This window comes from Sulfitobacter sp. 1A15258 (genome assembly GCF_043557045.1).
GTDB lineage: Bacteria > Pseudomonadota > Alphaproteobacteria > Rhodobacterales > Rhodobacteraceae > Sulfitobacter > Sulfitobacter faviae.
Genome location: NZ_JBIFFK010000002.1, coordinates 150,968 through 175,467 on the forward strand (window position 1 = coordinate 150,968; position 24,500 = coordinate 175,467).

The 24,500-nt window shown below is 62.1% G+C and carries 24 protein-coding genes and 2 tRNA genes; 21 read left to right on the forward strand and 5 right to left on the reverse strand.

Annotation, left to right across the window (positions count from 1 at the left end; genetic code table 11):
- Window positions 1-15: 15 nt before the first annotated feature.
- Window positions 16-723: an SDR family oxidoreductase gene (locus tag ACGYK9_RS04855; RefSeq protein ID WP_394412374.1), complete on the forward strand. Its 708-nt coding sequence runs from the start codon at window positions 16-18 to the stop codon at window positions 721-723.
- Window positions 724-738: 15 nt separating this feature from the next.
- Here ACGYK9_RS04855 and ACGYK9_RS04860 read toward each other — a convergent pair whose 3' ends face one another.
- The gene (locus tag ACGYK9_RS04860; RefSeq protein WP_394412371.1) at window positions 739-2,544 is read right to left on the reverse strand and encodes a histidine kinase N-terminal 7TM domain-containing protein; all 1,806 of its coding nucleotides are present in this window, start codon (window positions 2,542-2,544) and stop codon (window positions 739-741) included.
- 415 nt (window positions 2,545-2,959) lie between these two features.
- Between ACGYK9_RS04860 and ACGYK9_RS04865 the strand changes: the two genes are divergently transcribed.
- The 3 genes from ACGYK9_RS04865 to ACGYK9_RS04875 all read left to right on the forward strand — a co-directional run bounded on the left by ACGYK9_RS04865 (window position 2,960) and on the right by ACGYK9_RS04875 (window position 6,603).
- Window positions 2,960-4,459: an MHYT domain-containing protein gene (locus ACGYK9_RS04865; protein ID WP_394412368.1), complete on the forward strand. Its 1,500-nt coding sequence runs from the start codon at window positions 2,960-2,962 to the stop codon at window positions 4,457-4,459.
- A gap of 329 nt (window positions 4,460-4,788) precedes the next feature.
- Window positions 4,789-6,237, forward strand: coding sequence for a histidine kinase dimerization/phosphoacceptor domain -containing protein (locus ACGYK9_RS04870; RefSeq protein ID WP_394412364.1), 1,449 nt, complete (start codon window positions 4,789-4,791; stop codon window positions 6,235-6,237).
- A gap of 6 nt (window positions 6,238-6,243) precedes the next feature.
- A complete protein-coding gene (locus tag ACGYK9_RS04875; RefSeq protein WP_394412361.1) occupies window positions 6,244-6,603 on the forward strand; it encodes a response regulator in 360 nt (119 codons plus the stop codon).
- A gap of 28 nt (window positions 6,604-6,631) precedes the next feature.
- Here the strand turns inward: ACGYK9_RS04875 and ACGYK9_RS04880 are convergent.
- Window positions 6,632-6,708 (reverse strand) — tRNA-Arg (locus ACGYK9_RS04880).
- 104 nt (window positions 6,709-6,812) lie between these two features.
- Here ACGYK9_RS04880 and ACGYK9_RS04885 point away from each other — a divergent pair.
- Window positions 6,813-7,334 carry a superoxide dismutase family protein gene (locus ACGYK9_RS04885; RefSeq protein WP_394412358.1) on the forward strand — a complete coding sequence of 174 codons (522 nt, stop codon included), beginning with the start codon at window positions 6,813-6,815 and terminating at the stop codon, window positions 7,332-7,334.
- Window positions 7,335-7,464: 130 nt separating this feature from the next.
- Here ACGYK9_RS04885 and ACGYK9_RS04890 read toward each other — a convergent pair.
- A tRNA-Thr gene (locus ACGYK9_RS04890) sits at window positions 7,465-7,539 on the reverse strand.
- Window positions 7,540-7,624: 85 nt separating this feature from the next.
- Between ACGYK9_RS04890 and ACGYK9_RS04895 the strand changes: the two genes are divergently transcribed.
- The 7 genes from ACGYK9_RS04895 to ACGYK9_RS04925 all read left to right on the forward strand — a co-directional run bounded on the left by ACGYK9_RS04895 (window position 7,625) and on the right by ACGYK9_RS04925 (window position 12,370).
- Window positions 7,625-7,801 (forward strand): hypothetical protein, encoded by a 177-nt coding sequence (locus ACGYK9_RS04895; RefSeq protein ID WP_168612795.1) that lies wholly within the window; start codon window positions 7,625-7,627, stop codon window positions 7,799-7,801.
- A gap of 3 nt (window positions 7,802-7,804) precedes the next feature.
- Window positions 7,805-9,076, forward strand: a complete 1,272-nt coding sequence (murA, locus tag ACGYK9_RS04900) for a UDP-N-acetylglucosamine 1-carboxyvinyltransferase (protein ID WP_394412355.1) — start codon at window positions 7,805-7,807, stop codon at window positions 9,074-9,076.
- Window positions 9,073-9,543 (forward strand): DUF2948 family protein, encoded by a 471-nt coding sequence (locus ACGYK9_RS04905; RefSeq protein WP_394412353.1) that lies wholly within the window; start codon window positions 9,073-9,075, stop codon window positions 9,541-9,543. The genes murA and ACGYK9_RS04905 overlap by 4 nt, the downstream gene beginning before the upstream one ends.
- Before the next feature lie 30 nt (window positions 9,544-9,573).
- Entirely contained in the window at window positions 9,574-9,903 is a 330-nt protein-coding gene (locus tag ACGYK9_RS04910) for a hypothetical protein (RefSeq protein ID WP_394412350.1), read from the forward strand.
- Window positions 9,904-9,953: 50 nt separating this feature from the next.
- Window positions 9,954-11,255: a histidinol dehydrogenase gene (hisD, locus tag ACGYK9_RS04915; RefSeq protein WP_394412347.1), complete on the forward strand. Its 1,302-nt coding sequence runs from the start codon at window positions 9,954-9,956 to the stop codon at window positions 11,253-11,255.
- 149 nt (window positions 11,256-11,404) lie between these two features.
- On the forward strand, window positions 11,405-11,908 hold the full coding sequence (locus ACGYK9_RS04920; protein WP_269451601.1) for a UPF0262 family protein: 504 nt from the start codon (window positions 11,405-11,407) through the stop codon (window positions 11,906-11,908).
- Window positions 11,909-12,370 (forward strand): low molecular weight phosphatase family protein, encoded by a 462-nt coding sequence (locus tag ACGYK9_RS04925; RefSeq protein WP_394412344.1) that lies wholly within the window; start codon window positions 11,909-11,911, stop codon window positions 12,368-12,370.
- A 4-nt stretch (window positions 12,371-12,374) separates the two neighbouring features.
- Here ACGYK9_RS04925 and ACGYK9_RS04930 read toward each other — a convergent pair whose 3' ends face one another.
- A complete protein-coding gene (locus ACGYK9_RS04930; protein WP_276154098.1) occupies window positions 12,375-12,737 on the reverse strand; it encodes a hypothetical protein in 363 nt (120 codons plus the stop codon).
- Window positions 12,738-12,951: 214 nt separating this feature from the next.
- Between ACGYK9_RS04930 and lepA the strand changes: the two genes are divergently transcribed.
- Window positions 12,952-14,754 (forward strand): translation elongation factor 4, encoded by a 1,803-nt coding sequence (gene lepA / locus ACGYK9_RS04935; RefSeq protein ID WP_067266602.1) that lies wholly within the window; start codon window positions 12,952-12,954, stop codon window positions 14,752-14,754.
- 148 nt (window positions 14,755-14,902) lie between these two features.
- Here lepA and ACGYK9_RS04940 read toward each other — a convergent pair whose 3' ends face one another.
- A complete protein-coding gene (locus ACGYK9_RS04940) occupies window positions 14,903-15,370 on the reverse strand; it encodes an REP-associated tyrosine transposase (protein ID WP_394412341.1) in 468 nt (155 codons plus the stop codon).
- A gap of 148 nt (window positions 15,371-15,518) precedes the next feature.
- On the opposite strand from ACGYK9_RS04940, the gene ACGYK9_RS04945 reads away from it, so the two are divergent.
- The 8 genes from ACGYK9_RS04945 to ACGYK9_RS04980 all read left to right on the forward strand — a co-directional run bounded on the left by ACGYK9_RS04945 (window position 15,519) and on the right by ACGYK9_RS04980 (window position 24,494).
- On the forward strand, window positions 15,519-16,349 hold the full coding sequence (locus tag ACGYK9_RS04945) for a 3-keto-5-aminohexanoate cleavage protein (protein WP_394412338.1): 831 nt from the start codon (window positions 15,519-15,521) through the stop codon (window positions 16,347-16,349).
- An 80-nt stretch (window positions 16,350-16,429) separates the two neighbouring features.
- Window positions 16,430-17,200 (forward strand): MBL fold metallo-hydrolase, encoded by a 771-nt coding sequence (locus ACGYK9_RS04950; RefSeq protein WP_394412335.1) that lies wholly within the window; start codon window positions 16,430-16,432, stop codon window positions 17,198-17,200.
- 267 nt (window positions 17,201-17,467) lie between these two features.
- The gene (locus tag ACGYK9_RS04955; protein ID WP_394412332.1) at window positions 17,468-18,523 is read left to right on the forward strand and encodes a C4-dicarboxylate TRAP transporter substrate-binding protein; all 1,056 of its coding nucleotides are present in this window, start codon (window positions 17,468-17,470) and stop codon (window positions 18,521-18,523) included.
- 26 nt (window positions 18,524-18,549) lie between these two features.
- The gene (locus ACGYK9_RS04960) at window positions 18,550-19,083 is read left to right on the forward strand and encodes a TRAP transporter small permease (protein ID WP_394412329.1); all 534 of its coding nucleotides are present in this window, start codon (window positions 18,550-18,552) and stop codon (window positions 19,081-19,083) included.
- On the forward strand, window positions 19,083-20,423 hold the full coding sequence (locus ACGYK9_RS04965; protein ID WP_394402494.1) for a TRAP transporter large permease: 1,341 nt from the start codon (window positions 19,083-19,085) through the stop codon (window positions 20,421-20,423). Before ACGYK9_RS04960 ends, ACGYK9_RS04965 begins: the two co-directional genes overlap by 1 nt.
- Complete coding sequence (locus tag ACGYK9_RS04970) at window positions 20,420-21,208, forward strand: IclR family transcriptional regulator (protein WP_067267052.1); 789 nt, start codon at window positions 20,420-20,422, stop codon at window positions 21,206-21,208. Before ACGYK9_RS04965 ends, ACGYK9_RS04970 begins: the two co-directional genes overlap by 4 nt.
- 17 nt (window positions 21,209-21,225) lie before the next feature.
- Window positions 21,226-23,322 (forward strand): 3-hydroxyacyl-CoA dehydrogenase NAD-binding domain-containing protein, encoded by a 2,097-nt coding sequence (locus ACGYK9_RS04975; RefSeq protein WP_394412324.1) that lies wholly within the window; start codon window positions 21,226-21,228, stop codon window positions 23,320-23,322.
- Window positions 23,319-24,494 carry an acetyl-CoA C-acyltransferase gene (locus tag ACGYK9_RS04980; protein WP_394412322.1) on the forward strand — a complete coding sequence of 392 codons (1,176 nt, stop codon included), beginning with the start codon at window positions 23,319-23,321 and terminating at the stop codon, window positions 24,492-24,494. The genes ACGYK9_RS04975 and ACGYK9_RS04980 overlap by 4 nt, the downstream gene beginning before the upstream one ends.
- Window positions 24,495-24,500: the final 6 nt, after the last annotated feature.

Below are 24,500 nucleotides of genomic sequence, written 5' to 3' on the forward strand. Positions count from 1 at the left end.
ACATAGGAGAGCGATATGGAACTGCGCGACAAACGTATTTTGGTCACCGGCGGCAGCGACGGGATCGGGCGGCACATCTGTTTAAAACTGGCGGAGACAGGCGCGCGGCTGGCCATTCTGGGCCGCGATGAGACACGTCTTCAGGCCGTGGCAGAAGCCTGCGAAGCCGCCGGCGCGGCGGAGGCGGTGGGGCTGACCTGCGATCTGCAAGACCCTTCGGCGATCGACCAGACCGCCGCGCAGGTGGTGGACCGTTTTGGCGGCTTGGACATCCTGATCAACAACGCAGGGATCTGGCACAAGGCAGGCCCGCTCGACACGATCGCGCCCGAAATGCTGCAAGCGACGGTGCAGACCAATTTGACTGGCCTCATGCAGATGACGCAGGCCACGCTGCCCGCGCTGCGCGACAATGACGAGGCGATCATTCTCAATGTCGTCTCCAAATCCGGTGTCGTGGCGCAGGCGGGGCAGTCGGTCTATACGGCCACGAAATACGGCGTGCGCGGCTTTACCGAGGTGCTGAAGGCGGATGAGGAAAACACCGGCGTGCGGGTGGGCGGGCTGTATCAGTCGGGCACCAACACCGGCATGTTCGCCAAGGCCGGAGAGGACGTGCCGAACCATATCTTCACCGAGCCGGATGATCTGGCCGATGTGGTGGTCTTTGTCCTGTCCCGTCCGCCGAAACTGTGGATCCACGATATCCGTATTGAACTTTAAGCGCGGGCGCGGGGCTTAGTCGGTGCTTTGCAACGCGCTTGGGGCCGCTTGCTGGGCGGTCTTTGCCTCGGCCCCGATGCCGAATTCGACATGGAAGGTCGATCCGACGCCTACTTCGCTTTCGTAAAACAGATCCCCCGCCATCTGCCGCGCCAGTTGGCGGGAGATATGCAGGCCGAGGCCGGAGCCTTGGGTCGATTTCTGCCCGTCGTCGTCAAGCTGCCCGAAACGGCCAAAGACCTTTTCCTCCATCCCCTCGGGAATGCCGCGCCCATGATCGCGGATCGAGACCCGCACACGGCCGTTGTTGGTGGTCAGCGTGCCCTCCACCGTGTCCCCCACATTCGAGAATTTCACCGCGTTCGAGATCAGGTTGTCGACCACCTGCCGGATGGCAAAGGCATCGCCCAAGACCACGGCGGGCTGGCCGACACTGCCGATATCCAGCCGCACGCCGCGCTCATGGGCATACATGCGGTTTTCCTCGATACTCTCGCGCAGCAGGGCGGGCAGGTCGACCGGCAGCCATTCGAGCGAAAGCGCCTGCACTTCAAGCTTTTGCACCAGCAGGATATTATCGACCAACCGCGACAGGCGCACCCCGTTGCGATGGGCAATGTCGAGCGAGGAGCGCAGCGGGCCTTTGATCTCTCCCAGCTTGCCGCTGAGGGCCAGAGCCAGGCCGCCTTTCAATGAGGTCAGCGGCGTGCGCAGCTCATGGCTGACGACCGAGATGAATTCATCTTTGGCGCGGTTCGCCTCATCCGCCTCTTTCAACGCGTGCTCTAGCGCCGTGGTGGTGGCGATCCGGTCGGTGACATCGACGAAGGTGACGCTCCAGCCGATGGCGGGGCCAGCGGGGGCAAGGGGGTTTTCGATGGGCTGAACGCGCGGCTCATACAGCCGTTCGTTACAGGTGATATGGGCCGAGCCGTTCTGCGCCATTTGTGCTTCGATCCCCGCGATCAGATCGTGGCCCAATGTCGGATCGGACAGAAGCCCGCTGCGCTTGGCCGCGGCGTTTGAGCGGATGACGCGGCGCCGCGCGTCCAAAAGGATCAGCGGTTCGCTCATCGTGTCGAACAGGGTCGATTGCCCGACCGAGGGCATGTCCATCGTCTTGTTCGTGACCAGCAACCACGAAAAGGCGAAGATGCCCAAGGTGAACATGAAGGCCGTCGGGTCAAGGCCGACGACGGTAAAACCAAGCAGCGCGTAGGCCGCGTTCGCGCCCAGCGGGATCAGCGTGATCACCACCAGCATCGTCAGCAATGGCCAAGCCGCGCGTTTGGCGCGGAAGAACGCGCGCCCCAGCCAGATGAGCGTCGCCATCACGAAGCAATAGAGCCCGGCAAGAACGAGGAAATACCCCGGCCCATGTTCAAAGGTGATCTGATCGTCGCCCGGCTGAAGTGCGGTCTCGGCGGTATAGATCAGGTGGTGCCAATCGTTCGTCGCCGCAAGGCCGAAAGCCGCAAGCGGCACGGCAATCAGGGCCAGAAGGCTCATCCATCCGCGCGACTGGCTGGAGGGGCCGACATACTCGAAGATAAAGAACGACCAAGCCACCGGCACCAGCCCGTGGCCCAACCACGCCAGCTGGGCCTGTTGCATCTGGCAGGCATAGGCGGGCGTTGCGGCTTCGGCCCCGACCATCATCAGGGTCCAGATCATCCCCAAAAAGGTGAGCGCATAGTAAATTTTGCCATGGAACTCTTGGAACTTGAGCGTCCAAAAGGCGACAGCTGCGGCGATCGTGCTGACGGCGAGCACGGTCCAATAGACCGGGTCGAGCATCAACCCTTGGAAACACGTTAGCATGGCGGAAATACCTATGAACCAAAATGAATGTGCGCAGACCAGCATTAAAATACGGCGCAAGTTTGGCGCTGTAGTGACGTATTATGGCCGGTAAATGCAACCCTTGGATGTGAATCGCTCTTTTTTGTACCGCCATCCCCGCGGTTTGCTCGCTGTGATTCCCCGCCCGGGCCGGGGCGAAAGGGCGCTTAGAACGGGGATCGCGGCGCCCTCAACGGCAGGGGAGGGCGGCGGTTTATCGGCTGGCGTGCCGCCTGCGCCCTTTGGGCCGGGCTGGAGTTTCATCAGATGAAATTACCGCCAAAAAGAACGCACTCGAACAATGTTTCGACGCAATCCTTGCGCAACACTGGCCTCATTATCTTGAGGTTTAAAAATGCTGACTGTGGCTCATTCTATGCACTCGGACCACGATATGACGCTGGTCTTGCTTGCCGCGCTTTTGTGCGCATTCGGCAGCTGGGTGATCGCAAACCTTTACCGGCACGCGCTTAAACAAACGCCGCGACAGGCGTTGTTGTGGTATTTTCTGACCGCCGTGACCTCGGGCATCGCCATCTGGTGCACGCATTTCATCGCCATGCTGGCCTATCAGCCCGACGCGCCGGTCAGCTTTGATTTCGGGCTGACCTTCGCCTCGCTACTGATCGCGATTATCGGGTCTACGGTGGGCATTCTGATCGCCGGGATGTTCCGCAGGCGGGTCACCACCGTGATTGGCGGGGTGATCTTGGGGCTGTCGATCTCGGCCATGCATTACACCGGGATGGTCGCCTATCGGATCGAGGGGGTCATCTTTTGGGACAAGACCTATCTCGTCGCCTCGGTTCTGCTGGCCATGGTGCTATCGACTGTGGCCTTGTTCTTTGGCGCGCAAAACGGGAAATACGCCACGGGCAAGATGACGGGCAGCTTTGCGCTGGCGATCATCGGGCTGCATTTCACCGGCATGGCCGCCTTTCATGTGACGCCGACCTGTTTGACCGGTCATAGCAACCCGGATGAATTCAGATTGCTGGCGATGGTCATCGCGGGGACGGCTGCGATGATCGTGATGGGCGGGCTTTTCACCTATTTCATCGAAAACCGCACCCGGATGGAGAACATCGTCGAGCTGCGCCAAGCGCGGGATGAGGCCCGCGATGCCAGCCGCGCCAAGTCGGAGTTCATGAGTGTTCTGAGCCATGAGCTGCGCACGCCGCTGACCATCATCAACGGCTACGCCAGCTTTCTGACCAACCTCAAAGGCCATACCATGGCCAAGCTGAAACCGAACGAGCCGATCTCAAAGGTGCATTTCGATGAGTTGGGCGACCAGACAGAGCGCTACGGCGGGCGTATCAAATCGGCGGGCGACCATCTGTTGACCATTATCAACGAACTTCTCGACTATACGAGCATTGAATTGAATTCCGTGAAGCTCAACAGAACCTCTTTTGCGGCGGGCGATTTGCTGGCCGAATTGGCAGAGCAATTTCAGGGGCTGGCCAAGGAAAAACAGGCGGTGCTGGAAATCGAATATGATGAATTTGACGTTTTCGCCGACCGCGGGCGCTGCAAGCAGATCCTGATCAATCTCTTGGGCAACGCGCTGAAGTTCTCCTCGGCCTCCAGCATTCGCATGCGCGCCAAGCGGGTCGGCGATACATGCCGACTTGAGGTCGAAGACAACGGTTGCGGGATGCCGGCAGAGGATTTGCAGCGGATTTTCCAAGCCTTCATTCAAGCGGAAACAGCCAGCAAAAGCGCTGATGGCGGCACTGGTCTTGGCCTTGCGATCAGCAAAAAGCTCGCCGCCGCGCATGAGGGGGACATCCGCGTAGAAAGCACCGTTGGCATTGGGACGAAGTTCACCGTCGATCTGCCCCTCTGCGCCTCGGAAATCGCGGCAGAGGAAGCGCTTGTGGCCGCGTGATCGGCCCTTTCCCAATTCGGGGCGGGGCCTCTCCCTCTGAATACGCCGGTCGAGTAAGCGAATGCGCGCAGTCTTAATTCAATTGGCACGCCTCAGGGTGCTGCGACTTGAATAGAGGTGCAAAAGCGCCAATCGTAAAAAGACGCGCCATTTATGCGCGTCATTCATTACCTGAGTTCTTAGCTTGCCGAATAATTGAGCAGGCCATCATTTGCTGCGGCGCGCCGCCATATCGCTGCTTAACTTATATCAAGGAGGCTGAGCTTTTCTGTTCAAAGTTAAGGGGATATGGTGGCCAGAGAGATTGAAGGAAGTTTATAGGGAAGAATATGGGTGGTGAAAGATCGGCGAACGGTAGCGTGTCGAGATCTGCAATTTTTGCGGCATCCCCCCACGGGTATCTCGTTCTAGATACCGATTTGAAGATTATCGACGTGAATGACCGGTACCTATTCATCACCGGGTCAAAAGCGGAGGACCTCGTCGGGAAACATCTGTTCGACGCTTTCCCGGATGACCCTTCCGACGCGACGGCAGATGGCACCAATAATCTGGGCAAGTCGCTTGAGATCGTCGCCGCCACGGGCAAACAGCACCGCATGGCCGTGCAGAAGTACAATATCCCCATTCGCGACAGCGCCGACGGGGCCTTTGAAGAGAAATATTGGCAACCATTGAACACGCCCGTGTTCGAAGATGGCAAGCTGATCGCGCTGATCCACCATGTCGAGGATGTCACCTCGGAATTTATCGGTCGCCGTGATCAGGCGATACGGCTCAATCTGGCCAAGCAGGTGTCGGGGATCGGCTATGGTGAGTTGGACCTTCAGACCGGAACCGCGAATATCTCGCAGGAATTGGCCAATCTGTTCGGCTATGCCGATACCGAGGGGACAATCCCCATGGCCAAGCTGTTCCGGCGTATCCATCCCGATGATCTGGCGCATGTGAACCAAAGCTTGGGCGAAACGATGGCCAATGATGCCACGGTGAATGCCGATTATCGGATCGTCTTGCCCAATGGGGAAACCCGGTGGCTGAACACGCGTGGTGAAGTTCTTTTCGAACATGACAAGCCCGCGCGGTTCATCGGTGCCACCCTCGATCTGACCCATTCCAAGAAGCGCGAAGAGGTCTTGCAGAAGACCCTGACCGAGCGTGACAAGCTTCTTGAGCAGAAGGAAACACTGCTTGGCGACGTGAACCACCGGATTAAGAACAGCCTGCATCTGGTGTCGAGCATTCTGCGTCTTGAGGCTGCGTCGGTGGACGATGCGTCTGTCAAACACAGCCTGCAACAGGCCTCGCTCCGGGTGCATGCGGTAAGCTCCGTCCATGAACTTATCTATAAATCGCATAACGTTACCCATGTGGATGTCGGTGAATACATCCCGCAGCTTGTCGATTTCCTTTCAGCCAGTACCGAAACAGATAGCAAGCAGATCGAGACTGTCGTCGATGCGCCGTCGGTCACCGTGCCGACCGATTTGGCCATCAACCTTGCGCTGCTGATCAATGAGCTTGTGACCAATGCGCATAAACATGCCTTCGTCGCGCGGGAACAGGGCAGGGTTGATGTTCGTTTGCATCAAGAGGGAGACCTTTTGACGTTAACGGTGTCGGACGATGGGATCGGCAACGCGGAGAGTGTAGGTAGGGTCGGTCTCGGTTCGAAGATCGTGGCGGGCATTGTCGGCCAGCTTGGGGCGACGATGGATAAGAGGGCAACAGAGCATGGTTATTGCGTTGAAATTGAGGTTCCCATGCCCGCCGGGTGATGCCCGGTGAATATTCTGATTGTCGAAGACGAATTCTTGATTGCGTTGGACCTTCAGATGCAGCTCGAACAGCTTCAACATTCCGTCCTTGGCCCGGTCAAGGATTTCGCGACCTGCCGGGAGGTGGTGGCGCAGACCCGGCCCGATCTGGCCTTCATGGACCTGCGGCTCGCCAATGGCGATTCCGGTGAAGAGGTGGCGCAGTGGCTGCTGGCAGAACACAACATCCGCTGCGTCTTCATGAGCGGCAATCTGGACGATCTCACCCAGCAGCGGCTAAGCGCGCTTGAGCCTGTTGCCATGCTTGGCAAGCCGACCTTCCCGCATCTCATCGCCGCGGCGATCGAGGATTTTTCGCGCGTTTAGGTGGGGAGGGCCCAAGTGTGGAAGAAAGTGGCGCTCCCTGAAGGATTCGAACCCTCGGCCTGCCGATTAGAAGTCGGCTGCTCTATCCAGCTGAGCTAAGGGAGCACTCGGCCGCTTATAGGGGCAAGCCTCGCCCTGCATCAAGAGGAACCCGACGCGGGCCGGGTGGGTTGAGCCATCATCGGACATATAACCCAAAGGAGGAAGCCATGTATCTGCGCAATATCCTACTCGGGGCTGCTTTGGCCACAACTGGCGCCGTGGCGGCGCAGGCCGAAAGCCATATGCAAACGGCGGCGACGGCTCAGGTCGCTGGCAATTCTAACGATATCTCGGGCAATGTTTCGCTGAACACGACCGCATCGGGCCGCACCTTGGTCAAGATCGACGTGACCGGCGTGCCTGCGGGCACCCACGGCGTGCACCTGCATGAGACCGGCGATTGTTCGGCCGAGGATTTCAAATCCGCCGGTGGTCATATCGCGGGGGACCGCAAGCACGGTGTGCTCGTCGAAGGTGGGCCGCATCCCGGTGATATGCCCAATATGGTCGTGGGTGAAGATGGGGTGCTGGAAGCCGAAGTCTTTCTCGACCTGCTCGATATCGAGACCATGATCAATGATGAGGACGGTGCGGCCTTCATCATTCACAGCGGCGCAGACGATTACGAATCGCAGCCATCGGGCGACGCGGGTTCGCGTATCGCTTGTGGCGTGTTTGAGGCGTCGTGATTTGATGTGAGGTTTTGGCGCCGCCGTCCCGGGTTATCGGGGCGGGGGTGTCGATTCGATCTGTAAGGGTGCTTGAGGTGTCGAGGGACCATCGCTCTTGCGAGGCATAGCTGGAAATAAGGGAGTTTCATGGTGCTGCTGGAGAGAATTGAACTCTCGACCTCTCCCTTACCAAGGGAGTGCTCTACCTCTGAGCTACAGCAGCGCCGTGGGCGGGTGATTAGCCGTAATCGAAAGGGGGCGCAACCCCTGATCTGGACCCTTCTTGCCCCCTGCGCTAGATAGGCGGCATGGCAAAGCAAAACGCCCCGGAAAAGAACGCGAAAACACCCTCTGCGCGGGAGGCGCGGCTGAAGGCTGCGCTCAAGGCGAATATGGCGCGGCGCAAGGCGCAGGCGCGCGCGCGGGCCGAGGATGTGGCGCAGGATACAGGCAATGGCCCCGAGGGGCCGGAAAAGGACAGCTGAACGATGGATTCCATTCTGGTCAGGGGCGGCGGTGCGCTCAACGGGCAAATTCCCATCGCGGGCGCAAAGAACGCCTGTCTGGCGCTGATGCCCGCGACATTGCTGAGCGAAGAGCCGCTGACGCTGACCAATGCGCCGCGTCTCAGCGACATTCGCACGATGACGCAGCTCTTGCAGTCTCTCGGCGCCGAAGTGGCCGCGATGCAGGACGGCAAGGTCATCACCATGGCAAGCCATGGGGAGATCAACACAAGGGCCGAATATGACATCGTGCGCAAGATGCGCGCGTCGAATCTGGTCTTGGGGCCGCTTTTGGCGCGCGAAGGCCATGCCGAAGTCTCGCTCCCCGGCGGCTGCGCGATTGGCGCGCGCCCGATGGACATTCACACCGACGGTCTGGCCAAGATGGGGGCGGAGATCGACCTGCGGGACGGCTATCTTCATGCCAAGGCTGCGGGCGGCAAACTGAAGGGGGCGGTGATCGACTTCCCCTTTGCCTCTGTCGGAGCGACCGAGAATATCCTCATGGCCGCCACCCTCGCCAAAGGAACCACCGTCATCAATAACGCCGCGCGCGAGCCTGAGATCGTCGATCTTGCGGATTGTCTGCGGGCCATGGGCGCGCAGATCGAAGGCGATGGGACCTCCAGCATCACCATTCAGGGCGTCGACAGCCTGCATGGCGCCACCCATAAGGTCGTGACCGACCGGATCGAGCTTGGCACCTATATGCTGGCCCCCGCCTTCTGCGGCGGTGAGGTCGAGCTTCTGGGCGGGCGAATCGACCTGCTGGAGGCGTTTTGCGAAAAGCTCGACGCGGCGGGCATCGACGTGAGTGAGACTGATGCGGGCCTCAAAGTCGCACGGCGCAACGGGCGGATTTCGGCGGTGGATGTCACCACCGAGCCGTTCCCCGGTTTCCCGACCGATCTTCAAGCGCAGATGATGGCGCTGCTCTGCACCGCCGAAGGCACCTCGGTTCTGGAAGAAAAGATTTTTGAGAATCGCTTCATGCACGCGCCGGAGCTGATACGCATGGGTGCGCGGATTGATGTGCAGGGTGGTACGGCCAAGGTCACCGGTGTCGAAAAGCTCAAAGGGGCGCCGGTTATGGCGACCGATCTGCGGGCGTCGATTTCCCTCATCCTCGCCGGGTTGGCCGCCACTGGGGAGACCACGGTCAGCCGGGTCTACCACCTTGATCGCGGCTATGAGCATGTGGTCTCCAAACTGCGCGGCGTTGGGGCGGATATCGAAAGGATCAGCGACAAATGACCGAAGATGCACGTTTCGAAGATGGCCGCGAAGCGCCGCTGAACCTTGGCGCATTGGATGCCGAGGATCTGACGGTGATCGCCTCGCTGACCCAAGACGCGGTCTTTCCCGCCTCCGAAATGCGCTGGCACCGCGCGGGCGCGCGCTTTGCGCTGCTGCTGAACCGCTTGCGGCATGAGGATACGGGGGCGGCGCGTCATGCGCCCGAACGGGTGCAATCGGTGCTGATGTTCAACAACGTGCAGCGTGTTGCCAGCCAAGGCGTGCCGCAGGGCGATGCCGATACGATCCTGTCGCTGCTCGATATCGCTTTTGAAGAGGGCGACGCGCCGTCGGGCCATGTGACGCTGACATTGGCTGGCGATGGCGCGATCCGGTTGCAGGTCGAAGCGCTTGAGGTAACGCTCAAGGACGTGACCCGCCCCTATGTCGCCCCGTCCAAGAAACGGCCCGTTCACCCTGAGTGACGCCGCCGCACGGCGGGCAAGGATCGCAAGATGCCTGAACTGAAACAGAACAGATTTACCCGGGGTCGCATCACCGCGTTTCTGACCGAGGTCTCCGGCTGGGCGCTGATCCTGCTAGGGTGTGTGCTAGGCGGGGTGCAAATGCTTGCATCGCTCTCTGTCGCGACTTTGGTGGTGCCGCTTGCGCTGGTCTCGGGTGGCTTGTCTGCCATTCTTGTTGCTCAAGTGGCGCGTGCAATCTTCGACAACGCTCAAGACACCCGCGCCATGCGACTGGCGCAGCGTGCCGCCCCCGCTGCCACCTCTAAAACCGCGGGTCTGCGGGCCGAGCCGAGCCTGCGCCGCCCGCAGGCGTCTTAACATTTTCGGGCTAGCCCTGCGCAGCGGCCCCTCTACGAAAGCTTGAACCCATGCCCGTCACGCTCGATGCCTCTGCCGCCGATTTCGAAGCGGCTTTTGACAAACTGCTAAACGCCAAGCGCGAGGACAGCCCCGATGTCGATGCCGTGGTGGCCGAGATCATTGCCGATGTGCGCGCCCGTGGCGATGCCGCCGTGATCGACCTGTCGCAGAAATTCGACCGCGTGACCCTGACCGCCGAGACCCTGCGTATCAGCGCGGAAGAGGTCGACGCCGCCGTGGCCGAAGTCTCTCCCGAAGACCGCAAGGCGCTGGAACTCGCCGCCGACCGCATACGCGCCTATCACGCCCGCCAATTGCCGGAGGATGCGGAGTGGACCGACCCCGATGGCGCCACGCTGGGCTGGCGCTGGACGCCGGTTTCCGCCGCGGGCCTCTATGTGCCGGGCGGGTTGGCAAGCTATCCGTCTTCGGTGCTGATGAACGCGGTCCCGGCCAAGGTAGCGGGGGTGGCGCGTCTGGCGATGGTCGTGCCGACGCCCGATGGCGTACTGAACCCGCTTGTGCTGCTGGCCGCCCGCATCGCCGGGGTGGATGAGATTTACCGCATCGGCGGCGCGCAGGCCGTGGCGGCACTGGCCTATGGCACTGAAACGATCCCCCCGGTGGACAAGATCACCGGCCCCGGCAACGCTTTCGTCGCCGCCGCCAAACGCCGCGTTTTTGGCAAGGTCGGCATCGACATGATCGCGGGGCCATCCGAGATCCTTGTCATCGCTGATGGAGAGAATGATCCCGATTTCATCGCCCTCGATCTGCTCAGCCAAGCCGAACATGACGAGAGCGCGCAGAGCATCCTGATCACCACTGACTCTGCCTTTGCCCGCGCGGTGGAAGAGGCGGTTGAGAAACGTCTGCTCACCCTCGAACGCCGCGCCATCGCGGGCGCAAGCTGGCGCGACAATGGGGCGATCATCACCGTGCCGGACCTTGACGCCGCCGCCGCCCTCAGCAACCGCATCGCGCCAGAGCACCTTGAGCTTTGCGTGGCGGACCCGAAGGCGCTGTCGGACAAGATCACCCACGCCGGGGCGATCTTCCTTGGCCAATGGACGCCCGAGGCGATCGGCGATTACGTCGGCGGGCCGAACCACGTTCTGCCCACGGCGCGCTCGGCGCGTTTCTCCTCTGGCCTGTCGGTGCTGGATTTCATGAAGCGGACGACGCTGGCGCAGATGTCGCCCGAGGCGCTCAAGGCCATCGGCCCCGCGGCAGAGCGGCTGGCCCAGTCCGAAAGCCTTGAGGCGCATGGCCTGTCGGTCACCGCGCGTCTGCGCAAACTCAACGACTAGGGCAGGGGGCAGCGCTGCCCCCGCCTGCGCGCTCTCGGCCCTGCCGATGCTTCTGACGTATCGTCAAATGCGCTGACGGGGCGCAATCGCGGGCGCGCGTGTTCTCGCGCATTGCCCCCTCCCCACCGCTGCGCTATCCACGAAAGGGTATCGCCAGCAAAAAGGATGCGCCGATGACCCGCATCACCCATATCGCGCTTGATGACGCGAACATGCCGCCGCCCACGCCCGAGATCGATCAGGAGCGTAAGGTGGCCATGTTCGACCTGCTGGAAGAGAACAGTTTCATCCTGCCCGAACGCGAAAAGGGGCCGGTGCCCGAAGGGCCTTACCATCTGTCCCTCTCTATCCGCGACAAACGTCTGGTCTTTGATGTGCAGACCGAGGCGGCTGAAAAGGCAGCGGAATTTCACCTCTCCCTCGGCCCCTTCCGGCAAGTGGTGAAGGATTACTTCCAAATCTGCGAAAGCTATTTCGAAGCGGTCAAGAAACTGCCCCCCAGCCAGATCGAGACGATCGACATGGCCCGGCGCGGCATCCACAACGAAGGCTCCCGCGTGCTGCAAGAGCGGCTGTCGGGCAAGGCCGAGATCGACACCGACACCGCGCGGCGGCTCTTTACCCTGATCTGTGTTCTGCATTTCGGCGGATAAATGACGCAGCCGCTGCCTCAATCCGTTCTCTTCTGCTGCGATCACAACGCCGTCCGCTCTCCCATGGCCGAGGGGTTGATGAAGAAGTTTTACGGCACCGGCACCTATGTCCAATCCGTCGGCGTCAAGAACGATATGGAGATCGACGGCTTTTCCATCGCCGTATGCAGCGAGTTGGATGTAGAGTTGGACCGCCACCGCAGCCGCAGTTTCGATGAGATGGAGGAATGGGGCGACGACCTTGGTTCATTCGACCTTGTCATCGCGCTAAGCCCCGCCAGCCAGCGCCGGGCGCTGGAACTGACGCGGTTTTACCATCTTGATGTGGAGTATTGGCCGATCCTCGATCCCACCGGGCTGGGCGAGGGGCGCGAGGCCAAGCTCACGCAGTTTCGCGCCGCCCGCGATCAGATCGTCGGACGGCTGATTGACCGCTTTGGCCCGCCGCTTAGCGAAAGCTGAGCGTTCAGGTGTTCGAACAGGCCGCCGCAGCGCTTTGGCCAAAGGCTTTCCAAGTGCTCCAGAAGGCGTTGTCGCTTTTGTTATCGGATTGGCGCATTTCCTGCAAACGGTGCGGGTCGCGGAAAATCTTGGCACCCTGGCGCTGGTCCGAGCGCGACAGCGTCTGATCCGCCACCGCCTGCACACAGCCGCAGCGCGCATGGCTGGAACCGCGGCGCCCATCGGCCAGACAGGCCTTTTGAATTGGTCCCGTGGCGAAAAGCACCGGTGTCGGGGAAAAACGTCCTACGGCGGCATCGCTGGAATAACGTGATCCGCCACAACCCGCCAAGATGGCGAGCGCCATCAAACTTGCAACTGTCCGCATTGATTTGCCCTATTGTTCTGGACCATGGGGTTTTCCCCTTGTCGGCCCGATCTGCTCTGCCCGTCACTATGCCGCAAAAGGGGGCTTCGCGCAATTCTCCATTGGGGGGCTGCGCCCTTCGACCCGCGATAAAGCGCCGTGACGTGCGGGCAGGGGGCATGGGCGCGTTCATGGCCAATTGACGCAGGCGCGGCTCTGCGCCATATCCCCTTGCATGACACCGCTTGAAAACATCCGCAACTTCTCCATCGTGGCGCATATCGACCACGGCAAATCCACGCTGGCCGACCGGTTGATCCAACTCACCGGCACGGTCGCCGAACGCGACATGCAAAGCCAGCTTCTGGATAACATGGATATCGAGCGGGAGCGGGGCATCACCATCAAGGCCAACACCGTCCGCATCGAATACCCGGCCAAGGACGGCAAGACCTATGTGTTGAACCTGATCGACACGCCCGGACACGTCGACTTCGCCTATGAGGTCGCGCGCTCCATGCAGGCGGTCGAGGGCTCGCTGCTGGTCGTGGACGCCACGCAGGGGGTTGAGGCGCAGACGCTGGCCAATGTCTATACCGCAATCGACGCAGATCATGAGATCGTGCCGGTGCTGAACAAGGTCGACCTGCCCGCCTCCGACCCCGACCGCGTGCGCGAACAGATCGAGGACGTGATCGGCATCGACGCCTCCGAGGCCTGTCTGATCTCGGCCAAGACCGGCGTCGGCATCCCGGACGTGCTGGAAGCCATCGTCAACAAGCTGCCCGCGCCCACGGGCGGCGACCCCGACGCGCCGCTGAAGGCGATGCTGGTGGACAGTAAATACGACCAATACCTTGGCGTCATTTGTATCGTGCGCATCGTGGAGGGCACCCTGAAGAAGGGCGACCGCATCCGCATGATGAAAACCGGCGGCACCTATGACGTGGACGACGTAGGCGTCTATCGGCCCAAGATGGTCGGCGTCGACAGCCTCGGCCCCGGCGAGATCGGCTATCTCAACGCCTCGATCAAACAGGTCCGCGACACCCGCGTTGGCGACACGATCACCCATGAGAAGCGCAAATGCGAAACCGCGCTGCCGGGCTTCAAACCCTCGGTGCCGGTGGTGTTCTGTGGTCTCTTCCCGGTCGACGCCAATGATTTCGAGGACATGCGCGAGGCGATCGAGAAGCTCGCCCTGAACGACGCCTCCTTCACTTACGAGATGGAGACTTCCGCCGCGCTTGGCTTCGGCTTCCGCTGCGGCTTCCTTGGCCTTTTGCACCTTGAGGTGATCCGCGACCGGCTTGAGCGCGAGTATGACATCGACCTCATCACCACCGCGCCTTCGGTGATCTACCACGTCCACATGAAGGACGGGGAGATGCAGGAGCTGCACAACCCTGCCGACATGCCCGACATGACGCTGGTCGATCACATGGAGGAGCCGCGGATCAAGGCGACGATCCTCGTGCCCGACGACTACCTCGGCGACGTGCTGAAGCTCTGCCAAGACCGCCGCGGCATTCAGGAAGACCTGACCTATGCCGGTTCCCGCGCCATGGTGGTCTATGACCTGCCGCTGAACGAGGTGGTGTTCGATTTCTACGACCGGCTGAAGTCGGTCACCAAGGGCTACGCCAGTTTTGATTATCAGATGATCGGCTACCGTCAGGACAATCTGGTCAAGATGCAGATCCTCGTGAACGATGAACCCGTCGACGCGCTCTCAACCATGGTCCACCGCGACCGCGCCGAAATGCGCGGCCGGGCGATGGTGGAAAAGCTCAAAGACCTGATCCCGCGCCACATGTTTAAGATCCCGATCCAGGCGGCCATCGGCGGCAAGGTCATCGCGCGCGAGACGCTCTCGGCGATGCGTAAGGACGTGACGGCGAAGTGTTACGGCGGCGACGCCACGCGGAAGAAGAAGCTGCTGGAGAAGCAGAAGGCCGGTAAGAAGAAGATGCGCCAGTTCGGGAAGGTGGATATCCCGCAGGAGGCGTTTATTTCGGCGCTGAAGATGGACAGCTAAGAGCTGGCCATTTTTCGGTGCGCGGTCCCCAAAACCACCCGTAAGGTGCGTGCTCCGCACGCACCTTTCAAACCATGTCACCGCCCGCAAAGAACACCGTCAACGCACGCGCCGCCTCGCATGCAAAGTTGCGTGGGGACCACGCACCCTACGGGGCCGCATTTCGGTGGATGGACGACAAGCGCCAATCTTCTGGTTTTTCGACGTACCCGTGCTTGACGGGATTGTTCCAACAATACCCGACATGCGCGTCGAAGTCGCGTCGATCCCGAATGTGGTGCTCCCAGAAGCGGCGCTGCCAAAGGCCGCGTTCGCCGCGCCTGTCATGGCTCGACCGCGTTGCGCCTTTCGGCAAGACCCTTGAAAACCGCGCCTTGATCAATCGCCAGCGCAGCGAGTAATCGCAGTCGCCGGGAGGCAGGGTCCAAACGCAATGTAGATGATCCGGCAGCACCACGAAGGCGTCGATCCGGAACGGCCGTTCTGCCTTGGTTTGGCGTATCGCAGTGCGCAGAAAATCTACATGCCGGACCAGAATGTCCGACCGGCGGTCGGCTAAGTTGACGGTGAAGAAGATGGTCGCACCGGCAATGCGAGGACGGCGATAGGAGGACATCCGTGGAGGTTGCCCCCAGGTGGTAAAGGAATGGTAAACCTCGTGCCAAACCTCCTCGGGGTTTGGCAGCGCCTGAACCTTCCCAACCAGTGTACACCGCCCCCGCCATATGCGACCCTGAGCACCAAACACTACAGGACCACCCCCCATGACCACCCCCTGCATCCTCTGCGTCGCCATCACCGGCTCCGTCCCCACCAAAGCCGCCAACCCCGCCGTGCCGATCTCGATCGCCGAGCAGGTCGAGTCGACCCACGCGGCCTTCGAGGCCGGGGCCTCGATCTGCCACGCCCATGTGCGCAACGAGGACGAGACCCCGTCCTCGGACCCCGAGAGGTTCGCGCGGCTGATGGAAGGCGTGCAAAAGCACTGCCCCGGCATGATCATCCAGTTCTCCACCGGCGGGCGTTCGGGCGCGGGGCGGGAGCGGGGCGGGATGCTTTCGCTGCGGCCCGACATGGCCTCGCTCTCGGTCGGGTCCAACAACTTCCCGACGCGGGTTTACGAGAACCCGCCGGAATTGGTCGATTGGCTGGCCTCGGAGATGAAAGCCCATGAGATCAAGCCCGAGATCGAAGCCTTTGATCTCAGCCACATCCACAAGGCCGCCGAGATGAACCGCGACGGGCGCATTCCCGGCCAGCTCTATGTGCAATTCGTCATGGGCGTGAAAAACGCCATGCCGGTGGACCGTGAGACCTTTGATTTCTACATCAAGACGCTGAACCGCCTCGCGCCTGATGCGCAGTGGTGTGCCGCCGGGATCGGGCCGAACCAGATCGTGCTGAACGAATGGGCCATCGCGGCGGGCGGCCACACCCGCGCGGGGCTTGAGGATAACGTGCGCCTTGATCGCGATACGCTGGCGCCCTCGAACGCGGCGCTGATCCAGCGGGCGGCGGATCTCTGCGCGAAATACGAGCGTCCGGTCGCCACGGCTACACAAGCGCGTGAAATTCTCGGCCTCCGCCCGGCCTAGGCTTGCCGCATGGCGGGTGCCGCGTTGAAATGCGGAGCGGGGCCGCTATGTCCCGTTCCAGCAACCAACAGGAGCCTGAAATGTCCCAGACCCGCCGCCATTTCCTTGCCACCTCCGCCGCCGCCGCTGGCGTCGTGACCCTGCTGCCTTTCGCCGCCCGCGCCGCCACGCAGAGCGGTGATACCTTCGACACAGACGCAGGACCGATCACCGTCCACCCCGTCGATCACGCCTCCATCGTGTTGGAGACGCCAAAGGGCGTGATCTATGTTGATCCGGTCGGCGAGCCCGCGCAATACAGCGATTTCCCGCCGGCGGATCTGATCCTCATCACCCATGAGCATGGGGATCACTATAATGCAGATACGCTGGCCGCACTGGCAGGCGATGACGTGCAGATCATCACCAACCCCGCCGTGTTCGACATGCTGCCCGAAGCGCTTGCCGCCAAGGCCAGCAAAATCGCCAATGGCGAGAATACCGAGTTCAACGGCCTGCCGATCAACGCGATCCCGGCCTATAACACCACCGAAGAGCGCAAGAAGTTCCACCCCGAGGGGCGCGACAACGGCTATATCCTCGGCTTCGACGGCTTCCGCGTCTATATCTCGGGCGATACCGAAGACACGCCCGAGATGCGCGGGCTGACCGATATCTCGCTGGCTTTTGTCTGTATGAACCTGCCCTTCACCATGGATTCCAACGCCGCCGCCTCGGCGGTGGCCGAGTTCAAGCCCGCTTACGTCTACCCCTATCACTTCCGGGGCAAAGACGGCGGCACCCAAGACCCGCAAGAGTTCGCCAAACGCGTCGGCACCGATGTCGAGGTCAAATTCGGCGACTGGTATTAAGATTCAGCGGCCATGTCCTGAGCGGGCGTGGCCGCCTTTTCTACGGGCCGTTCGATCCGAGCAGCCGATTCCGGGGTCTGGTGGGGCTGTTCCACGCCTGCACCAACCTTCGGGAAATTTTCCCTTAACAAATTCAATAGCCTAACCGCTCTCCCTGCCTTTAGCCGAAGTTTCGCTTGATCGCCTTCGGTCCGCGGACTAGCGTGACCTGCGACAAATGCGAAACAACGGTTCGCATTGCGAAACAAGTCTCTGGGAGGAGCCGACATGACAATTTTCAAACACCTGAGCTGCGCCGCAGCTCTGGCGCTGGCTGGTGGCGCGGTAAGCGCTGAGACCGTGTTGATTCATGGGGAAGCCGGGCCGAACCGCGGTGCGCGCGCGCAGGCGTTGCAGTGGTTCGCCGATCAGGTCGCCGAACGGTCCGACGGCGATATGCGCCTCGACATCCAGTGGGGCGGGGCGCTGTTCAAAGCCAATGCCGCCGTGCAATCGCTGGCCGATGGCGTGGCCGACACCGGCTCGGTCATCGCGGTCTACTACCCGCAAGAGATGGCAGGCTACGGCATCGCCGACCTGCCGGTGAACAACCCCGACGCTTGGGTCGGCATGCGCGCCACGGATGAGCTGATGCGCAGCAACGAAGCCATTCAAGAAGACCTCGCCGACAAGAACCTCGTCTACATCGGCACTTGGACCACCTCGCAGGTCAACATCGGCTGCAAGGGCGGCGCGATCAAATCCGTCGACGACATTTCGGGCAAGAAGGTCCGCGGCGTCGGCGCTTACGGCAAGGTCTTTGGCGAGGAGGGCGCGAATATGGTCAACATGTCGATCTATGACGCCTACCAGGGCCTCGACACCGGGCTGATCGACTGCTCGCAGGGCTACAGCTATGCCGTCGCGGCGCTGAAACAAGCCGAGGTGATGGACAGCTACACGATCCTCGATTGGGGTCAGGTCGGCGGCCTTGGCATCTTCATGAACAAGGACATGCATGACAGCCTGACGGAAGAGCAGCAGGCCACTCTGGCCGAGGTTGGCGCGGACATGGCCGATGAATTCGGTCGTCTGATCACCACCGCCAACGAAAAGGCCATCGCCTCCATGAAAGAGCAGGGCGTCGAAGTCATCACCCTGCCCGAAGAAGACCGCGCGAAACTGGTCAAAGCCGGTGAGAAGTTCCTTGACGAATGGGTGCAAACGGCAAGCTCCGCCGGTCTGCCCGGTGAGGAACTGCTGGAAGAGTATAAGGCGCTCATCGCCAAATACACCGAAGAGCGTGACGCCAACGGCTACCCATGGGACGCCGCTGGTAACTGATCGCTGACACTGGGGAGGGGCAGCATATGTTGGTAAATCTGGAGAAAATCCTGTTGGGGCTGGGGGCCTTGGCGGTGATCGCCTTGGGGGTGTTGATCACCTCCAACGTGATCGCCCGCGCGCTCTTTGCCAGTCAGGTGCCCGATAGCGTGACCATGGTGCGAGAGCTCATGGTCGCCGCCATCCTGCTGCCCCTCGCTGCCGCCACCGCTGTACGCGCGCATGTCTCGGTCGCCTTCGTGACAGACCGTTTCCCCGAACGCGCACGCTCGGTGCTGATCGTCGCAGGCTCTGCCATCGGCATGCTGGCGCTGGCGCCGCTGATCTATTCCGGCGGGCGCGAATTCCTCTCCGTGGTGGAGAAGGGCAGTTTTTTCTACGGCGACCTGAACCTGCCGAAATGGCCGGGGCGGTTGTTGTTCCTGATCGGGATGATCGCCACTTTCCTGCGGTTGGCCGAGCTGACATGGCGCGACGGGCGCACGGTGCTTGCAGGCGGCGTCGTCTCGGATGAGCAACATCATGCGGCTGACCTGATGGTTGAAGAGGACCTGCGCTAATGGATGCCTCGACCATCGGAATGATCGCCTTTGCCGCGGTGTTGATCATGTTGGCCCTGCGGGTGCCGATCGCCTTCACGCTGGCCTCGGTCGCGACCGTCGCCACCTTCTTTATCTTCGCCTTCCGCACCGGGACTTTCATGCCCGAGCGCGCGATCAAGGCGACCACCTCGATGGTGTTCTCGAACTCCTTCGACCTTATCCATTCCTACGATCTGTCGATGATCCCGCTCTTCGTGGCGCTTGGACATATCGCTTACCGCGCGGATATCACGACGAAAATCTACCATGCAGCCAAGGTCTGGCTGACCAAACTGCCGGGTGGGGTCGCCATGGCCTCTGTCATGGGCTGCGGTGGGTTTTCCGCGATCACCGGCTCGTCCATCGCCTGCGCCTCGACCATGGGCAAGATCTGCACGCCCGAGATGCTGCGCATGGGCTATGACCCGCGTCTCGCCACCGCCTCCGTCGCGGCGGGCGGCACGCTGGGCTCGCTCATTCCGCCTTCGGTGCTGTTCATCATCTACGGCATCTTCACCGAGACCTCGATCTCCTCGCTCTTTCTCGCCGGTGTTCTGCCGGGGCTGCTGACGCTGATGGGCTTCGTGCTGGTCATCGCCGTCTGGGTCTGGCGCGATCCATCGGTCGCCCCCTCGACCGACCAGCGCTACAGCGCCGGGGAGCGTTGGACCGCAGCGCTCGAAAGCTGGCCCGCGCTGCTGCTCTTCGTGCTCATCATCGGCGGCATCTACGGCGGCATCTTCACCGCGACCGAGGCCGCCGCCGTCTGCGTCGTCTCGGCCACATTGATCGGTTTCGTGCAGAAGAAACTTGACTGGGCCGGTCTTTGGGCTGCGGTGAAAGAGACCTGCGTGCAGACCTCCGCTATCTTCCTCATCGCCGCCTCGGCCAAGATCTTCGTGGCCTTCGTCGCGCTGACTGGCGTCGCTGGCACCATCGTGGGCTTCGTCTCTGACGCGCAGATGTCGCTGGTGGTCCTGATGCTCTGCATCGCGCTGATCTACCTGCTTTTGGGCATGTTCCTTGATCCCATCGGCATCATGGTGCTGACCCTGCCGCTGATGATCCCGCTGGTCGAAAGCTACGATCTGAACCTCATCTGGTTCGGCGTCGTGGTCATCAAACTGTTGGAGATTGGTCTGATCACCCCGCCCGTCGGCCTCAACGTCTTCGTCATCGCCAACGTGGTGGGCCGTGAAGCGCCGATCGACAAGATCTTTGCCGGGATCACGCGCTTTCTCAGCGTCGACGTGATCGTGCTGATCCTGATCATGTCCTTCCCGATGATCTCGCTCCTGATCCCGATGGCGGCGCGATGAATCAGGCGGCATCCGATACCGGCACGGACCGCAAGTTCGCCAATACGCTGGCGCGGGGGCTTGGCATTCTGCGGGCCTTTCGCGCCAGCGATAGTGGGCTGAGCCATGCCCAGATTGCCGAGCGGACGGGGCTGCCGAAACCCACCGTGTCGCGGCTGACCTATACGCTTTGCGAGTTGGGCTATCTGGCCCATGGCGGGCGCAACGACAAGTTTCGGCTTGGGCCTGCGGCGATTGCGCTCGGCTCCGTCGCCTCTGTCGCGGTGAGCTTCGTGGATATGGCGTCGGATGCGATGCAGGAACTGGCGGATGAGACCCGCACGCTGGCGTTGATCGCCGTGCGCGATGGTGATCGGATGATGCTGGTGCGCACGTGGCGGCCGCGCACGGCCTCGACGATCTGGCTGGAGCCGGGGCACCGTATTCCGGTCTATGGATCCTCCTCGGGTCTGGCCACGCTGGCCAGCCTCGACGAAGACCGTTTCGAAGCGCTGGAACCCGATGACCGGCTGCGCGATTTCCGCCGTGAGGGCTATGAGCAACTGCTGGCACAGGGCTTCGTGCTGGCCCCGCCTGACACCCGCTATGCCCGCAATGTAAACGCGGTCAGCGTGCCCTATTACGCCGGGGAGTTCGGAGAGCCGGTGTCCTTTAGCTGCGGCGCGCTGCCGGCGGACTTGCCCGACGACCGCATTCTGTCACAAGTGGGGCCAGCCCTGCGCGACGTGGTCAGCGGCATCGAACAACGCACCGGACGGGCGCCCGCCCTGTCACGGCGCGGATAAAGACAAGGAGACATCACATGACCGACAAGATCGCCTATTCCCGCCACGATGACATCGTCGTGCTGCGCATCGAGAACCCGCCCGTCAACGCGCTGAGCCAAGCCGTGCGGCAGGGGCTGGCGGACGGCATGGACCGCGCCGAGGCCGAGGACGGCGTGCGTGCCGTGATGATCGTGGGCGAAGGCCGCGCCTTTATCGCCGGTGCCGACATCACCGAGTTCGGCAAGCCGCCGATGGAGCCGCATCTGCCCAACCTCTGCAACCGCATCGAAGCCTCGCCGCTTCTGGTCGTGGCCTCCATGCATGGCGTGAGCCTCGGCGGCGGTCTCGAAGTCGCGCTCTCGGCCCATTACCGCCTCGCCCAGCCCTCGGCCCGCGTGGGCCTGCCGGAAGTGCACCTCGGCCTCATTCCCGGCGCAGGTGGCACCCAGCGTTTGCCGCGCCTGATCGGCGTGGAGCCCGCGCTCGACGCGATCACCACGGGCCGCCACATCAAGGCACCGCAGGCGCTGGAGATGGGCATCGTCGACCGCGTGGAGGAGGGCGACCCGCAGGAAGTGGGCCTCGCCTACGTCCGCGAATTGCTCGACAGCGGGGCCGAGCGCCGTCCGATCTGCGAGATGCCCGCGCCTGCGTCGATCGACTGGGATGCAGCCTACGAGGCGACGCTGAAGAAGGGCCGCGGCCAGATTTCTCCCGCCGAGGCCGTGCGCGCTGTGCAGGCGGGCGTCGAGAAACCCTTCGAGGAAGGCATGAAGGCCGAGCGCCGCATCTTCTCGGAACTGATGAACACCGACCAGCGGCAGGGCATGATCCACGCATTTTTCTCCGAACGCGCGGTCAGCAACCTGCCGGAACTCAAAGGCGTCGAGCCGCGCGAGCTGAAGGCCATCGGCGTGATCGGTGGCGGCACCATGGGCGCGGGCATCGCCACGGCGGCACTGCTCTCGGGCTTCTCGGTCGTGCTGATCGAGATGAAGGAGGAGGCCGCCAAGGCCGCGCATGAGCGTATCTCCGGCAATCTCCAAGGCGCGCTGAAGCGCGGCAAGATCGATCAGGCGAAGTTCGATCACCTGACCGGCACGGCGCTGACCGTCTCCACCGAATACGACAGCCTGCGGGATGTCGATCTGGTGGTCGAAGCGGTCTTTGAGGATATGGACGTGAAAAAGGACGTCTTCGGAAAGCTCGACGCGGTTTGCAAGCCCGGCTGCGTGCTGGCCTCCAACACCTCCTATCTCGACGTGAACGAGATCGCCGCCTCCACCAAACGCCCCGAGGACGTGATCGGGCTGCACTTCTTCTCGCCCGCGCATGTGATGAAACTGCTCGAAGTCGTCGTCGCCGACAAAACCGCGAAAGACGTGGTCGCCACCGGTTTCGCGCTTGGCAAGGCATTGGGCAAGGTCAGTGTCCGCGCGGGCGTCTGTGACGGTTTCATCGGCAACCGCATTCTCGCCACCTACCGCACCGCGGCTGACCACATGGTGCTGGACGGCGCCAGCCCCTACAAGATCGACGCAGCGCTGGAGAAATTCGGCTTCGCCATGGGCCCCTTCGCGGTGGCCGACCTCGCCGGGCTCGACATCGGCTGGGCCACGCGCAAGCGCAAGGCCGCGACGCGCCACCCCGAGGAGCGCGTGCCAACCTATATCGACCGGCTTTGCGAACAGGGCCATTTCGGCCAGAAGACCGGCGAAGGCTATTACATCTACGAAAAGGGCAAGCGCGGCGGCACCCCGAACCCGGAGGTCACCCGCCTGATCGAGGAAGAGCAGAAGGAGCGCGGCATCACCCCGCGCGACTTCACCGATGCCGAGATCGTGCGCCGCTACATGTGCGCCATGGTCAACGAGGCTGCCAAGGTGCTGGAAGAGGGCATCGCTAAACGCCCGCTCGACATCGATATGACGCTGCTCTTCGGCTACGGCTTCCCGCGCTATTGGGGTGGCCCGATGAAATGGGCCGACATCCAAGGCCTGCCCAACGTGCTGGCGGCGATCGAAGGCTTCGCCGAGCAGGACCCGTGGTTCTGGAAACCCGCGCCGCTGCTGGCCGAACTGGTCAAGACCAACCGCAACTTTGATGATCTGAACAAGGAAGCTGCCAAATGAAACAGGCCGTAATCGTCTCTGCCGTCCGCACCGGGCTGGCCAAATCCTTCCGCGGGTCATTCAACATGACCCACGGTGCCACCATGGGCGGCCATGTCGTCGCCGAGGCCGTGAAACGTTCGGGCGTGGAGCCTTCGGCCATCGAGGACGTGATGATCGGCTGCGGCTACCCCGAAGGGGCCACCGGCTCGAACATCGCGCGTCAGATCGCCCTGCGCGCGGGCCTGCCGGTCACCGCCTCGGGCGTGACCGTGAACCGCTTCTGCTCGTCCGGCCTTCAGACCGTCGCCATGGCCGCGAATGCGATCTGCATGGAGGGCGCCGGCCCGATGGTCGCGGGCGGGGTCGAGAGCATCTCGCTGATCCAGCCGCATGTGAAATCCGTGAAGGAGCCGTGGCTGGAAGAGCACAAGCCCGAGGTCTACATGGCGATGATCGACACTGCCGACATCGTGGCCAAACGCTATAACATCAGCCGCGAGGATCAGGACGCCTACGGGTTGCGCAGCCAGCAGCTGATCGCCAAGGCGCAGGAGGCCGGTCTCTTCGACGATGAGATCGTGCCGATGCAGACCACCATGGGCGTGCAGGACAAGGAAACCAAGGAGGTCTCCACCCGCGAGGTCACCGTGGACCGCGATGAATGCAACCGCCCCAATACCACGATGGAGGGGCTTGCGGGTCTCACGCCGGTGCGCGGCGAGGGGGCCTTCATCACCGCCGGTAACGCCAGCCAGTTGTCGGACGGTGCCGCAGCACTGGTGCTGATGGACAGCAAGCAAGCCGAGCAGCAGGGCCTTCAGGCCATGGGCGCCTTCCGCGGCTTCGCCGTGGCGGGCTGCGAGCCCGATGAGATGGGCATCGGCCCGGTCTTTGCCGTGCCGCGCTTGCTGGAACGCCATGGGCTGACTGTCGACGACATCGACATCTGGGAGTTGAACGAGGCTTTCGCGAGCCAGGCACTCTACTGCCGCGACCGTCTGGGCATCGACCCGGACAAGTGCAACGTGAACGGCGGCTCGATCGCCATCGGCCATCCCTTCGGCATGACCGGGGCGCGGATGACCGGCCACATCCTGCGCGAAGGCCACCGCCGAGGCGCGAAACTGGGCGTCGTGACGATGTGCATCGGCGGCGGCATGGGGGCGGCTGGCCTCTTCGAAATCTACTAAAGGGGG